Origin of the sequence: Microbacterium paraoxydans, from assembly GCF_019056515.1 — a bacterium.
Taxonomy (GTDB): domain Bacteria; phylum Actinomycetota; class Actinomycetes; order Actinomycetales; family Microbacteriaceae; genus Microbacterium.
This window is the reverse complement of the sequence record NZ_CP064873.1, coordinates 932,820-945,726: the sequence shown is the minus strand read 5'-3', so window position 1 is coordinate 945,726 and position 12,907 is coordinate 932,820. Positions and strand designations below refer to the sequence as shown.

11 protein-coding genes and 1 riboswitch are annotated in these 12,907 nt (G+C 72.5%); of the genes, 6 read left to right on the top strand and 5 right to left on the bottom strand.

Going from position 1 to position 12,907, the window contains the following annotated elements; genetic code table 11:
* Window positions 1-25: 25 nt before the first annotated feature.
* Together IZR02_RS04455 and glyA are read right to left on the bottom strand one after the other, a co-directional pair.
* Window positions 26-904, bottom strand: a complete 879-nt coding sequence (locus IZR02_RS04455; RefSeq protein ID WP_062766308.1) for a bifunctional methylenetetrahydrofolate dehydrogenase/methenyltetrahydrofolate cyclohydrolase — start codon at window positions 902-904, stop codon at window positions 26-28.
* A complete protein-coding gene (gene glyA, locus IZR02_RS04450) occupies window positions 901-2,175 on the bottom strand; it encodes a serine hydroxymethyltransferase (RefSeq protein ID WP_025103803.1) in 1,275 nt (424 codons plus the stop codon). Before glyA ends, IZR02_RS04455 begins: the two co-directional genes overlap by 4 nt.
* Before the next feature lie 38 nt (window positions 2,176-2,213).
* Window positions 2,214-2,298: riboswitch (ZMP/ZTP riboswitch) on the bottom strand.
* A 117-nt stretch (window positions 2,299-2,415) separates the two neighbouring features.
* Between glyA and IZR02_RS04445 the strand changes: the two genes are divergently transcribed.
* From IZR02_RS04445 to IZR02_RS04420, 6 genes are all read left to right on the top strand, one after another.
* A complete protein-coding gene (locus tag IZR02_RS04445) occupies window positions 2,416-3,927 on the top strand; it encodes a family 20 glycosylhydrolase (protein WP_081811575.1) in 1,512 nt (503 codons plus the stop codon).
* Window positions 3,924-5,096, top strand: coding sequence for an N-acetylglucosamine-6-phosphate deacetylase (locus IZR02_RS04440; protein ID WP_062766304.1), 1,173 nt, complete (start codon window positions 3,924-3,926; stop codon window positions 5,094-5,096). Before IZR02_RS04445 ends, IZR02_RS04440 begins: the two co-directional genes overlap by 4 nt.
* Window positions 5,097-5,615: 519 nt before the next feature.
* Window positions 5,616-7,715, top strand: a complete 2,100-nt coding sequence (locus IZR02_RS18020) for a sigma-70 family RNA polymerase sigma factor (RefSeq protein ID WP_217316570.1) — start codon at window positions 5,616-5,618, stop codon at window positions 7,713-7,715.
* Window positions 7,716-7,724: 9 nt separating this feature from the next.
* Complete coding sequence (locus tag IZR02_RS04430) at window positions 7,725-8,096, top strand: YrdB family protein (protein WP_062766298.1); 372 nt, start codon at window positions 7,725-7,727, stop codon at window positions 8,094-8,096.
* 10 nt (window positions 8,097-8,106) lie between these two features.
* The gene (locus IZR02_RS04425; protein ID WP_062766295.1) at window positions 8,107-9,471 is read left to right on the top strand and encodes an FAD-binding oxidoreductase; all 1,365 of its coding nucleotides are present in this window, start codon (window positions 8,107-8,109) and stop codon (window positions 9,469-9,471) included.
* Window positions 9,464-9,871 (top strand): NUDIX hydrolase, encoded by a 408-nt coding sequence (locus IZR02_RS04420; RefSeq protein WP_025103797.1) that lies wholly within the window; start codon window positions 9,464-9,466, stop codon window positions 9,869-9,871. Before IZR02_RS04425 ends, IZR02_RS04420 begins: the two co-directional genes overlap by 8 nt.
* Window positions 9,872-9,880: 9 nt before the next feature.
* Here the strand turns inward: IZR02_RS04420 and nagB are convergent, their stop codons facing one another.
* The 3 genes from nagB to IZR02_RS04405 are packed head-to-tail and all read right to left on the bottom strand — an operon-like array spanning window position 9,881 to window position 12,837.
* On the bottom strand, window positions 9,881-10,660 hold the full coding sequence (gene nagB, locus IZR02_RS04415; protein WP_025103796.1) for a glucosamine-6-phosphate deaminase: 780 nt from the start codon (window positions 10,658-10,660) through the stop codon (window positions 9,881-9,883).
* The gene (locus IZR02_RS04410) at window positions 10,653-11,618 is read right to left on the bottom strand and encodes an ROK family protein (protein WP_062766292.1); all 966 of its coding nucleotides are present in this window, start codon (window positions 11,616-11,618) and stop codon (window positions 10,653-10,655) included. Before IZR02_RS04410 ends, nagB begins: the two co-directional genes overlap by 8 nt.
* A 31-nt stretch (window positions 11,619-11,649) precedes the next feature.
* Window positions 11,650-12,837 (bottom strand): ROK family transcriptional regulator, encoded by a 1,188-nt coding sequence (locus IZR02_RS04405; protein ID WP_025103794.1) that lies wholly within the window; start codon window positions 12,835-12,837, stop codon window positions 11,650-11,652.
* Between the last annotated feature and the right edge of the window lie 70 nt (window positions 12,838-12,907).

Here is a 12,907-nt window from a genome sequence, read left to right as displayed (position 1 = left end):
GTGAATCTGCGACGCGGTGCGGAGGTCAGACCGACCGCTCGGCCGCCTCGACGACGTTGGTCATGAGCAGGGCGACGGTCATCGGCCCCACCCCTCCCGGATTCGGCGACAGGTACCCGGCGACCTCGGCGACCTCGGGAGCGACGTCGCCGAACACGAGGTTCTTCCCGGTCTCCGGATCGGTCTCGCGGGTGACCCCCACGTCCAGCACCGCGGCTCCGGGCTTGACGTCCTCGGCGCGGATGAGGTGCTTGACCCCCGCCGCCGCCACGATCACGTCGGCCTCCCGCAGGTAACGCGGCATGTCGACAGTGCCGGTGTGCGTCAGCGTGACCGTCGCGTTGAGATCGCGACGGGTCAGCAGCAGCCCGATCGAACGCCCGATCGTGACACCGCGACCGACGACCACGACGTGCTTGCCTTTGAGGTCGTAGTCGTTGCGCAGCAGCAGCTCGATGACCCCGCGCGGGGTGCATGGCAGCGGCGTGTGGATCGGCGCGTTGACGTTGAGGACGAGGCGCCCGAGGTTGGTCGGGTGCAGCCCGTCCGCGTCCTTCGCCGGATCGATCCGCTCCAGGATCGCGTCGGTGTCGAGGTGCTTCGGCAGCGGCAGCTGCACGATGTACCCGTGGCAGGCGGGATCGGCGTTGAGCTCGTCGATCAGCGCCTCGACGTCGGCCTGGGTGGCGTCAGCCGGCAGCTCGCGCTGGATCGAGTTCATCCCGATCGCCTCGGACTGCCGGTGCTTCATGCCCACGTAGAGCTGCGAGGCGGGGTCGGCTCCCACCAGCACCGTGGCGATGCCGGGGGTGACGCCCTTCTCCTTCAGCGCGGCGACCCGCTCCGTCAGCTCGGCGCGGATCTCGGCCGCCGCCGCCTTGCCGTCGAGGACGACCGCGGTCACTGCTGCAGGTCCGGGTAGAGCGGGAAGGCCGCGGCGAGCGCGTCCACGCGGGCGCGGAGCGCCTCGATGTCGGCACCGGGGAGCAGCGCGAGGGCGATGATGTCGGCCACCTCGGTGAACTCGGCGTCGCCGAAGCCGCGGGTCGCGAGCGCGGGCGTGCCGATCCGCAGGCCCGAGGTCACCATCGGCGGACGCGGGTCGTTCGGCACGGCGTTGCGGTTCACGGTGATGTGGATGTCGTGCAGGAGGTCCTCCGCCTGCTTGCCGTCGATCTCGGCGTCGCGGAGGTCGACGAGCACCAGGTGCACGTCCGTGCCGCCCGAGCGCACGGCGATGCCGGCGTCCTTCACGTCCTGCTGCGACAGGCGCTCGGCGATGAGCTTCGCCCCGCGCAGCACGCGCTCCTGGCGCTCCTTGAACTCCGGCGTGCCGGCGAGCTTGAAGGCGGTCGCCTTCGCGGCGATGACGTGCATCAGCGGACCGCCCTGCTGCCCCGGGAAGACCGCGGTGTTGATCTTCTTGGCGAGGTCGGCGTCGTTGGTGAGGATGAAGCCCGAGCGGGGGCCGCCGATGGTCTTGTGCACGGTGGAGGACACGACGTGCGCGTGCGGCACCGGGTTGGGGTGCAGGCCGGCGGCGACGAGGCCGGCGAAGTGCGCCATGTCGACCCAGAGGATCGCGCCCACCTCGTCGGCGATGGCACGGAACGCGGCGAAGTCCATCGTCCGCGGGTAGGCGGACCACCCGGCGATGATGACCTTGGGCTTGTGCTCGATGGCGAGGCGGCGGACCTCGTCCATGTCGATCGTCGAGGTCTCGGCGTCGACCCCGTAGGCCACGATGTCGTACAGGCGGCCGGAGAAGTTGATCTTCATGCCGTGCGTGAGGTGGCCGCCCTGGTCGAGCGAGAGGCCGAGCAGGGTGTCGCCGGGGCGGGCGATCGCGTGCAGGACCGCGGCGTTCGCGGACGCACCGGAGTGCGGCTGGACGTTCGCGAACTCGGCGCCGAACAGGCTCTTGGCGCGGGAGATGGCGAGCTCCTCCGCGACGTCGACCTCCTCGCAGCCGCCGTAGTAGCGGCGGCCGGGGTAGCCCTCGGCGTACTTGTTGGTGAGCACCGAGCCCTGCGACTGCAGGACCGAGACGGGGACGAAGTTCTCCGAGGCGATCATCTCGAGGAAGGTCTGCTGACGCTTCAGCTCGCGATCGAGGACCTCGGCGATCTCCGGGTCGACCTCGGACAGCGGGGCGTTGAAGTAACGGTCGGTCATGACGTGCTCCTTTTGACGACGGATTCGAAAAGGGTGTTCCTATCGGCCCAGGCGCGCGGTCGAATTCCGTGGTCAGTCGCTCCCCGGTGGTTGTCCACCCAGACGCCAGTCGCGACGGTTACGAGCATAGCCGATGCGCGACGCCGCGCACGCGGTCGTTTCGGGCATCGTGCCCACCGTCTGCAGAATCGTTTCGATCCCCCTGTTCCCTTGCGGCGTTTCGTTGGCTAGGTTTTGTTCATGGTCCTACCTCTTGATCTGCCCCTCGTCCCCGCTCCGGTGTCCGCGAAGGCCAGGGAGGGACGTCTGCCGCTCGCCGCGACGACGCGCGTGCTCGGCTCCTCCCCCGCCGCCGGACAGCTGATCGACGCCGTCGAACGCCGCACCGGCCTCCGCCTCACCGCGGTGGACTCCGGCCCCGCCGAGATCGAGCTGTTCGTCGACGCGGCCTCGTCCGCACCGGAGGGCTACACGCTCGAGGTCGGCGACCGCGCCATCCTCATCGGCGCCGATGAGGCGGGGCTCTTCTACGGGGTCCAGACGCTGCTGCAGCTGCTCCGGGAGGACGACGCCGGCTGGGCGCTGCTCCGCGCCGACATCGCCGACGCCCCGCGCTTCGCCCGCCGCGGCGTGATGCTCGACGTGGCGCGGCACTTCTTCGGCGTCGACGACGTGAAGCGGTTCATCGACAGCACCAGCGCGCTGAAGTTCAACCACCTGCACCTGCACCTCACCGACGACCAGGGCTGGCGCGTGCACATCGACTCCTGGCCGCTGCTCACCGAGCGCGCCGCCGCCACCGCGGCCGACGGCGCCCCCGGCGGCTTCTACACCAAGGACGACTACCGCGAGATCGTGGCGTACGCGGCGGCGCGCCACATGATCGTGATCCCCGAGGTCGACCTCCCCGGCCACACCCACGCGATCGGCGTGGCCTATCCGGAGCTGGTCGAGGCCCCGGTGCTGAACGACGCGCTGGTCGCCCAGTCCGAGCAGCTCGGCCAGCCGCTCCCCGTGGCCGGAGAGCCCTACCTGGGCTGGGGCGTCGGGCACTCCAGCGTGCGCATCCACGAGGAGGAGACGTACCGGTTCGTCCGCGACGTCGTCCGCGAGCTCGCCGAGATGACCCCGGGGCCCTACATCCACATCGGAGGAGACGAGTCCCTCGGCACGCCCCAGGCCGACTTCGACCTCTTCGCGGAGCGCGCGACGGCGATCGTCGTCGAGGAGGGCAAGACCCCGGTCGCGTGGCACGAGATGGGGTCGGCGGCCGGCATCGCCCGCGGCACGATCGGGCAGTACTGGGGCATGACGACGCCGACGGGCACGCATGCCGAGGAGGCCGCGCACTTCGTCGAGCGCGGCGGAGCCCTCATCATGTCGGCGGCGGATGCGACCTATCTCGACATGAAGTACACGGCCGAGTTCCCGCTCGGACTCACCTGGGCCGCCATCATCGACGTCCGCCGCGCGTACGAGTGGGAGCCGACCGCCGTCCTCGACGTGCCGGACGAGGCGATCCTGGGGATCGAGGCGCCGCTGTGGTCCGAGACCACCCGCACGCTCGACGAGGTGGAGCAGCTCGTGTTCCCCCGTGCCGCCGCGCAGGCCGAGATCGCCTGGTCGCCGCGCGAGGGCGTGGGCCGCACGTGGGAGTCCTTCCGCGCCCGGGTCGGCGCCCTCGCGCCGCTGTGGAAGGCTGAGGGGGTCGATTTCCACCCCGCCCCCGAGATCCCCTGGAGCGCCCGTTGAAGACCCTCTCCTCCGCGACCGGTTCCCTCGTCATCCACTCCGCCCGCCTCGTCGATCGCGGGGAGATCGTCGAGGACGGCTGGGTGCGCATCGAGGACGGCGTCGTAGCGTCCCGCGGCACCGGAACGGACTGGGAGCCCGCGACGGAGGTCGTGGACGCGACCGCCGTGGCGGGCGCGGGCGCGCTGCTCACGCCGGGCTTCGTCGACATCCACGGTCACGGCGGAGCGGGTGCGGCGTACGACGACGGTGTGGACGCCATCCGGACCGGGCGGGATCTGCACCGCGAGCACGGCACCACCAGGGCCGTCATCTCGCTCGTCACGGGCACGATCGACGACCTCGCCCGCAGCGTCGCCCTGATCGCCACCCTGACCAGGACCGACCCGGACGTCCTCGGCTCGCACCTGGAGGGCCCGTTCCTCGACCCCGGGCACCACGGCGCCCATGAGCCCTCGCTGCTGCGGCACCCCGTCCCGGCCGACGTGGCCCGTCTGCTGGATGCCGGAGAAGGCACCGTCCGTCAGGTCACCATCGCGCCGGAGCTCCCCGGAGGGATCGACGCGGTCCGTCAGATCGTCGCGGCGGGTGCCGCGGCCGCGGTGGGGCACACCGACGCCGACGCCGCGATGGCCGTCGCCGCCTTCGAGGCCGGTGCCTCGCTGCTGACCCACGCGTTCAACGCGATGCCCGGCATCCACCACCGCGCGCCCGGACCGGTGCTGGCTGCGGCCGCCGACCACCGGGTGATCCTGGAGGCCATCGCCGACGACGTGCACCTCGACCCGCACGTCGTCAAGCTCGTGTTCGACGCGGCGCCGCAGCGCGTGGCGCTCATCACCGACGCCATGGCCGCGGCCGGGAGCGCCGACGGCAAGTACGACCTCGGTGCGGTCAAGGTCACCGTCGAGAACGGCGTGGCCCGCGCCGACGACACCGGCTCGATCGCCGGCTCCACCCTGACCCAGGACGTCGCGCTGCAGCGGGCGGTGGCGGCGGGCGTGCCGCTGCCGGAGGTCGTGCGGGCGCTCACGGACACCCCGGCCCGCGCGATCGGACGTGACGCCCACCTCGGCGCGCTGCGCCCCGGCCTGCTCGGCGATGCGGTGCTCCTGGACGCGGAGCTGCGCGTCGCGCGGGTCTGGACGGGACCGGCGCTGCCCGCCTAGGACGACAGCGCTCCGCGCGACGCGCAGCACTGCGGTCTCCGGTCGATCGGACGAGACGGTGTCACCGGACTCCCCAGATCGGTGACGTGCGTCTCGCAGGTGTGGGAGTGGTGGGCCGCCGTTCTCCCCAGATCGGCGGCCCATTCCCTCCCGCTCGAGCGGGCGGGGCCGGGAGCTCCTCCCCCGAGGATCCCGACCCGCCCACTGGTGCAGTACCCCCCGCACCAGCGCCGGAACTCCGCCCCCCGGTGGAGTCCATTTCGGCTGTCTCTACCGGAAGAGACGAGGGTGTCCCCGGTTCATTACGCGGTTCTCCGAAAAAGTTTGAGAATTCTTCGCCGCTCCCTTCCGCGGGCGTCGTCACCGCGCTCGAGGAGCCGATCCCGAGCATCGGCTCCGAGTCCGTCCTGGGGCTGGCCAGCATGCCGATTTCGCGAGACAATGGAGGGACCGCGTAATGAAAGACGCCTTCTCGCGTCTCTCCTCCTGGGGACGGTTGTGTGCCCCGGGACCAGATGGATGACCGTGCACCGAGAGAACACCACACCAGACGACACCATCGGCGATGCCGACCTGATCCTCCGCGTCCGCTCCGGCGACAAGGGGGCGTTCGGGGAACTCTGGAGGCGGCACTATCCCTCCGGGATGGCAGTCGCACGGTCGGTGACCTCGTCCATCGATCCGGACGACCTGGTGCAGGAGTCCTACACCCGCATCTACCAGGCGATCCTCAAGGGCGGCGGCCCCAACGGCTCGTTCCGCGCGTACCTCTTCACGAGCATCCGCAACACCGCGGCCGCCTGGGGACGCGCGCGCCGCGAGACCGCGATCGACGAGCTCGACACGGTCGCCGACCCGGACAGCACCGAGCACGCCACGAACGAGGCGCTCGATCGCAGCCTCACCGCCCAGGCGTTCCGCAGCCTCCCCTCCCGGTGGCAGGAAGTGCTCTGGTACACCGAGATCGAGCAGATGAAGCCCCAGGAGGTGGCTCCGCTCCTCGGCATGAAGGCCGGCGCGGTGTCGCAGCTCGCCTTCCGGGCCCGCGAAGGGCTCCGCGAGGCGTGGATCCAGGCGCACCTGCGCAGCGCGAGCCCCGGCTCCGAGTGCCAGTGGACGATCGAGCATCTCGGCGCCTACTCGCGCGGCAACCTCGCCACCCGCGACCACCGTCGCCTGGAGCTGCACCTCGACGAGTGCGCGCGCTGCATGATCGTCGCCGCCGAGGCCAAGGACGTCTCCAAGCGCCTCGCCCTCGTGCTGCTCCCGCTCGTCCTCGGCGCCACCGGCGCCTCCGGGTACCTCGCCGCCCTCCAGGGCGGTGCACCGGTCCTGGCGGTGGCGGGCGCGGCGTCCACCATCCCCGGTGCGGTGTTCGTCGGCGACGGCGGCATCGGACAGGCCGCGGCGGCCACCTCCGGGGTCAGCGCCGCGGGTTCGGGAGCCGGCTCCGCCGGCGGTGCGGGCACGGGCGCGAGCACGGGCGGCGTCTTCACGGGCATGGGCGCCGTCGTCGGCGCCGGGTCGGCGGCCCTCGTGGTGGCCGGAGTCGTCGCCGCGGCGGCCATCGTCCCCGGGCTCGCGGGCGCGAACCCCGCGACCTCCCTGCCCAGCGCCTCGGACACCGACCCGTCGTCGATCACGACCGACATCGCTCCCGACTCCTCCCTCGACCTCGACGAGCCCGTGGTGATCGAGACGCCGGATGCCACGCAGCCGCCGTCTCCCCCCGCGGAGGACGAGACGGCCCCGCCGGTGTCCTCGGAGGCCGGACCCGATGCGGCTCCCGCCGCCCCCGTGGTCGTCCCCGCGCTCCCCGAGGCCACGGTGCCGCCCGTCGCTCCGGTGGACCCCGTCGATCCCGTGGACCCCGTGGACCCGGTGGACCCGGTCGATCCCGTGGACCCCGTCGACCCCGTCGATCCCGTGGACCCCGTGGACCCGGTGGACCCCGTGGACCCTGTGGATCCCGTGGACCCCGTCGATCCCGTGGACCCCGTCGATCCGGTGGACCCCGCGATCCCGACGGATCCGCCCACGTGGAGCACCGCCGACTTCTGGCTCGGCGAGGACCTGCACTGGTACTACGTCGTGCCGGTCGCCGGAGCACCGGGCACCGTCGTTCAGGCACTGCTCGGCGGCCAGGAGGGCGACAGCATCGTCCTCGGCGAGGACGGCACGGGCTTCGTCCAGCTGCGGGCCTCCCTCGACCAGTTCCTGTTCGCCAGCCTCGTGCCGGTGACCTTCCGCTACGTGCTGCCGTCCGGCGAGGCCGGCCCGTCGGCCACCACCTCGCTCTATTCGCTCGAACCCCAGGAGGCAGGCGCCGACGAGCGCGCAGCGGCGACGGCGGCCGAGGAGCAGCCGGCGGTCGTCATCGAGGAGGCCGAGCAGGCGCCGGCGCCCGAAGCGCCCGTCGCCGAGACCGTGGCCCCCGTCGCCGAGACCGTGGCCCCCGTCGCCGAGGTCGCGGCCCCGACCGACGCCGCCTCCGCCGAACCGGCACCCGCGGAAGCCGCACCGACGGACGCCGCCCCCGCCGAGGTCGTGGCCACCGATGCCCCGACCGCAGACGCACCGACGGACGCCGCGGCCGAGGACGCCCCGCCCGCGGAATAGACTGGTCGTATGACCCCGGATTCCGCCCCTGTCGCCGGCGTCGACCGTCCGGCCCTCACGGCCCTCGACATCGTGCGCGTCGTCGTCCTCATCGCGGCGATCGCCTCGCTCGCCCTGTGGGGGTTCGCGAGCTGGGACCTGCCGTGGAACGTCGTGATCGGCGTCGGCGCCCCCGTCGTCGCCCTCCTGCTGTGGGCGCTGTTCCTCTCCCCGCGCCCGGTGCTCCGCGTGCACCCCTTCCTCCGCGCGGTCGTCGAGCTCTTCATCTACGTCGGCGTGACCATCGCGTGGTGGTCCATGGGCCAGGCCCTCATCGGCACGGCGTTCGCGCTGGTGGCCGTCGTCGCCGGGGTCCTCAGCGGACGCCGCGCGCTGGCATGAGCGCACGGTCGTGAGCGTCGTCTCGCTGCTCCGCGACGCCCTCGGGGCGCGCGTGGACGTCAGCGAGCAGGCGCGGCGCGAGGCCAGAGCCGACCGCTCCGGTCATGCCGCGGTGGGCCTCCCCCTGGCCGTCGTCCATGCCGAGAGCGTGGACGACGTGCAGCAGACCCTGCGCATCGCCACGGCCACGCGCACGCCCGTCGTCGTTCGCGGTGCCGGGACCGGGCTCGCCGGGGCCGCCAACGCCGGTGAGGGGGAGATCGTCCTCTCCCTCCGCCGGATGGACGCCGTCCTCGAGGTGCGGCCGGACGACCTCCTCGCCGTGGTCGAGCCCGGCATCCTCAATGCCGACCTCAACGCGCACCTGGCGGCCCAGGGACTGTGGTGGCCGCCCGACCCCGCCAGCCGTGACATCTCCACCGTCGGCGGCAACATCGCGACCGGAGCCGGCGGACTGCTCTGCGCGAAGTACGGCGTCGTCCGCGATGCGGTCCTCGGCGTCGATCTCGTCCTCGCCGACGGACGCCTGCTCCACCTCGGGCACCGCAGCGTGAAGGGCGTGACCGGGCTCGACCTCACCGCCCTCGTCGTGGGGTCGGAGGGAACGCTCGGCGTCGTCGTCGGAGCCACGCTCAAGCTGCGCCGCCTGGTGCCGGGCGAGACCTGCACCGTGACGGCGACCTTCCCCGGCGTCCGGGCGGCGGCCGCAGGCTCCGCGGCCGTGACCGCCGCGGGGATCCAGCCCGCGATCATGGAGCTCATGGATGCCGCGAGCCTCGCCGCCGTCCACGCCCTGCTCGCCCTCCCCGCGCCGACCCCGGGCGCCGCACAGCTGACGATTCAGACCGACGGCCCGGCCGCGCGTGCGGAGGCGGACGCCATCGCCGCGATCCTGAGCGCCCACGAGGGCGTCCCCGTGGTCTCGCACGACCCCGTCGAGGGCGATCGCCTGCTGGCGATCCGGCGGTCGATGCACGCCGCGATGGCGTCGCTGGGGACCACCCTCATCGAGGACGTCTCGGTGCCGCGGAGCGCCATGCCCGCGATGTTCGACGAGATCGCCCGGATCGAGCGCCAGTTCGACATGGTGATCCCGACCGTGGCCCACGCCGGCGACGGCAACCTGCACCCGAACTTCATCTTCGAGGGTCCGGAGACCCCGCCGCAGGTGTGGGCGGCGGCCGACGAGCTCTTCCGCGCCGCGATCCGGCTCGGCGGCACCCTCACCGGCGAGCACGGCATCGGCGTCCTCAAGCGGCGCTGGCTGGCCGACGAGCTCGGCGACGACCAATGGCGCCTCCAGCGCGACATCGCCGCGGTGTTCGACCCCCTCGGCATCCTCAACCCCGGAAAGGTCTTCTCTCTCGATGCCTGACATCCACGTGAGCGCGGCCGTGATCGTCGATGCGGAGGGGCGGGTCCTCGTCGTCCGCAAGCACGGCACCACCCGCTTCATGCAGCCCGGGGGCAAGCCGGAGCCGGGCGAATCCCCCGTCGAGACCCTCATCCGCGAGCTGCACGAAGAGCTCGGGCTCGAGCTCACGGACGCCGACCTCCGGCCCCTGGGGCGCTTCGTGTCGGCGGCCGCCAACGAGCCGGGGCACCGCGTGGTGGCCGACGCGTTCTCGGCCTCGATCGATCCCGACGGGGTCCGCGTGCAGGCCGAGCTCGCCGAGCTGCGCTGGATCACCCCGGAGGACGCCGCGGCGCTCCCGCTGGCCCCGCTGAGCGTCGAGCATCTGCTGCCGCTCGCGTGGCCGGCCGGAGCGCGCTAGCGCCTCGGATCAGATGCCCTGCCAGGCCGGCTTGTTCGCGAACGTGTAGCGGTAGTAGTCGGCGAGCTGCAGCTTCGACGCGGCGGCCTCGTCGACGACGATGGTCGCGTGCGGGTGCAGCTGGATGGCCGAACCAGGCAGCAGGGCCGTGAGCGGCCCCTCGACCGCACCGGCCACGGCCTCGGCCTTGCCCGCGCCGAACGCCAGCAGCACGAGGTGACGCGCTTCCAGGATGGTCCCCAGCCCCTGCGTGATGCAGTGCATCGGGACGTCGTCGATCGAGTCGAAGAACCGGGCGTTGTCCTCGCGGGTCTGCTCCGTCAGGGTCTTCACCCGGGTGCGGGAGGCGAAGGAGGACCCGGGCTCGTTGAACCCGATGTGCCCGTCGGTGCCGATGCCGAGGATCTGCAGGTCGACCCCGCCGGCCGCGGCGATGGCCGCGTCATAGTCCTCACCCGCGTGCTGGATGGTCGCCTCCGCGCCGTTCGGCACGTGGATGCGCTCCGGGTCGAGGCCCAGCGGCTCCACCACCTCGCGGGTGATCACCGAGCGGTAGCTCTCCGGGTGGGAGGGGTCGATCCCGACGTACTCGTCGAGTGCGAAGCCCCGCACCTGCGAGACGTCCCGGCCCGCGAGGCGGCTGCGGAGAGCCTGGTACACCGGCAGCGGCGTGGAGCCGGTCGCGAGTCCGAGCACCGCGTCGGGGCGGCGGTCGATGAGCTCGACGATCTCGGTGGCGACCAGGGCCCCGGCGGCCTCGGCATTCTCGACGATGACGACCTCAGCCATGCGGAACGATCTCCTTCTCAGAAATGGATGCGCCCACCAGAGCGGCGCCGAAAGCGGCGGCGGGGGAACCCGCGGGGAGCAGTTCGATTCTCTCATCCAGCCGCAGGGACTTCAGGAACGGTGACGCCTGGGCACCCGCATGCAGGGCCGCGCGGATGCCGTCCGCGAGACGACCGCCGAGCGCGGTGAGACCGCCGCCGATGACCACCGTCTCGACGTCGGCCGAGAGCACGAGCACGCGCACGGCCGCCGCGGCCCCGAAGAAGAGGTCCGCCTGCAGGGCGAGGGCGTGCGGATCGCCGGCGTCGGCCGCCTCCACGATGTCCTTGACCGGGAGCGCGCCGGGGCGTCCCCAGGCCTTGGCCAGCGCCCCGCCGCCGCAGAACGTCTCCACGCAGCCGCGCTGTCCGCAGCCGCACAGACGCCCGCGGGGGTCGACGGAGAGGTGCCCGACCTCGCCCGCGGTCCCCCGCGCCCCGCGCCAGATGCGGCCGTCGATGACGATGCCGGCCGCGACGCCGGTGCCGAGGTTCAGGTAGGCCATCGATCCGGCGACGTCGCTCAGGACGGCGGCGCCGAGCGCGGCCGCCTTCACGTCGTTCTCGACCCGGAAGGGGACGCCCAGCGCCTGCTCGGCGCGCGCCGCGAGGTCGAGGGATTCCACGCCGAGGTTCACGGCGTGCAGCACACGTCCGGTCTCCGCGTCCACGAGGCCGGGGATGCCGATGCCGGCGGATCCGACGGCGGACAGCGGCAGCCCGCTCTCCTCGGCGAGCGCGGCGACGGTCGAGACGATGCTGTCGACGACGGCGTCCTCTCCCCACCCGGTCGGGCGGCGGAGGCGGGCGAGGATCGTCCCCGCCGGGTCGACGGCGACGGCGTCGATCTTCGTGCCGCCGACGTCGAGGCCCACGCGAAGGGGCCGACCGGCGCGGTCGGCGGAGGCGGGGACGATCATCGGATGCCGTTCCCGGTCATGGTCGCGAAGATCACGACACCCCCAGCTGCCCGGAGAGCACCATCACCGCGGCGCCCCGGAGCACGATGTCGTCCTGGCGGGTGAGCCGCACCATGACGTCCTCGAAGACGCCCTCGAGCGTGCGGGCGTGGAGCGTCTCGACGGCCGCGTCGATGAGCGTGCCGTCCAGCAGCTCGGCGGGTCCGGAGAGCACGACCTCGGACAGGTCGAGGGCGGCGACGATCGGGGCGATCGCGATCGCCATGCGGGTCCCGGAGTCGCGGAGGATCTCCTCGCGCGCGGCCGGGTCGGCGTCGATCGCCTCCTGCATGCGGCTCACGCTCAGCCACGCCTCCAGGCAGCCGATCTTGCCGCACGCGCAGCGGGGGCCGCCGTCCGTGCCGACGACGACGTGACCGATCTCCCCCGCCGCGAAACGGCTGCCGAGGAGCGGCTGGCTGCCGGTGATGAGCCCGGCACCCACGCCGCGGCCGATCTTGATCAGCATGAAGTCGGCTTCCGCCTCGCCGAACGTGTACTCCGCGAGCACCGCGGCGTTGGCGTCGTTGCGCGCCAGCACGGGGAGGTCGAGCTCGGCGCTGAGCTTCGCCTCCAACGGGAAGTCGGTCCAGCCGAGGTTGGGCGAGCTGAGGACGAGGCCGTCCGGACGCACGACACCCGGGGTGCCGATGCCGACGCCGAGCACCGGCTGCGTGGCGATCTCGACGAGGGTCTGCGCGAGGCCGCGGAGGGCGTCGTACGCGGCATCGCCGTCGGGCGTCGCGGGACGCGGCACCTGACGCCGCTCCAGCACGTCGCCGTCGAGGCTGAGCACGGCCCCCTCGAAGGCGGTCGGACCGGACAGGTCGAGTCCGATGATCTGATGCCCCACGCGGTCGATGTCGATGAGGATCGGCGGCTTTCCGGGGCCCACCGCCTCGCGGACGCCGATCTCGACGACGATGCCGTCGGCGATGAACTCCGCGACGAGGTCGGAGATCGTGACGCGCGTGAGGCCGGTCTCTCGGGAGAGGTCGGCGCGGCTCATCGCCCCCGAGTGATAGAGCGTCTGCAGCACGAGGGCGCGGTTGTGACCACGCGCGTGCTCGGGGAGCACCTTGGTGCGCGAACGGAGATGCCGCGCGGGGCCGAAGGCGTGGGCGTTCGCGGCGACGAAGTCTGTCGTCGCCGCGGGGCGCTGATCATCCGAAACGGACATGTTTGTTAGTAGACCTTACGAACAGGAATTGTGCAACTGTTCCGCGCGATTCCGCGGGCAGGGTTACCGA

Bases quoted from the DNA above. Each gene is read 5' to 3' on its own strand.
- glyA (WP_025103803.1), bottom strand. From the start codon at position 2,175: ATGACCGACCGTTACTTCAACGCCCCGCTGTCCGAGGTCGACCCGGAG.
- IZR02_RS04445 (WP_081811575.1), top strand. From the start codon at position 2,416: ATGGTCCTACCTCTTGATCTGCCCCTCGTCCCCGCTCCGGTGTCCGCG.
- IZR02_RS18020 (WP_217316570.1), top strand. From the start codon at position 5,616: ATGACCGTGCACCGAGAGAACACCACACCAGACGACACCATCGGCGAT.
- IZR02_RS04430 (WP_062766298.1), top strand. From the start codon at position 7,725: ATGACCCCGGATTCCGCCCCTGTCGCCGGCGTCGACCGTCCGGCCCTC.
- IZR02_RS04420 (WP_025103797.1), top strand. From the start codon at position 9,464: ATGCCTGACATCCACGTGAGCGCGGCCGTGATCGTCGATGCGGAGGGG.
- nagB (WP_025103796.1), bottom strand. From the start codon at position 10,660: ATGGCTGAGGTCGTCATCGTCGAGAATGCCGAGGCCGCCGGGGCCCTG.
- IZR02_RS04410 (WP_062766292.1), bottom strand. From the start codon at position 11,618: ATGATCGTCCCCGCCTCCGCCGACCGCGCCGGTCGGCCCCTTCGCGTG.
- IZR02_RS04405 (WP_025103794.1), bottom strand. From the start codon at position 12,837: ATGTCCGTTTCGGATGATCAGCGCCCCGCGGCGACGACAGACTTCGTC.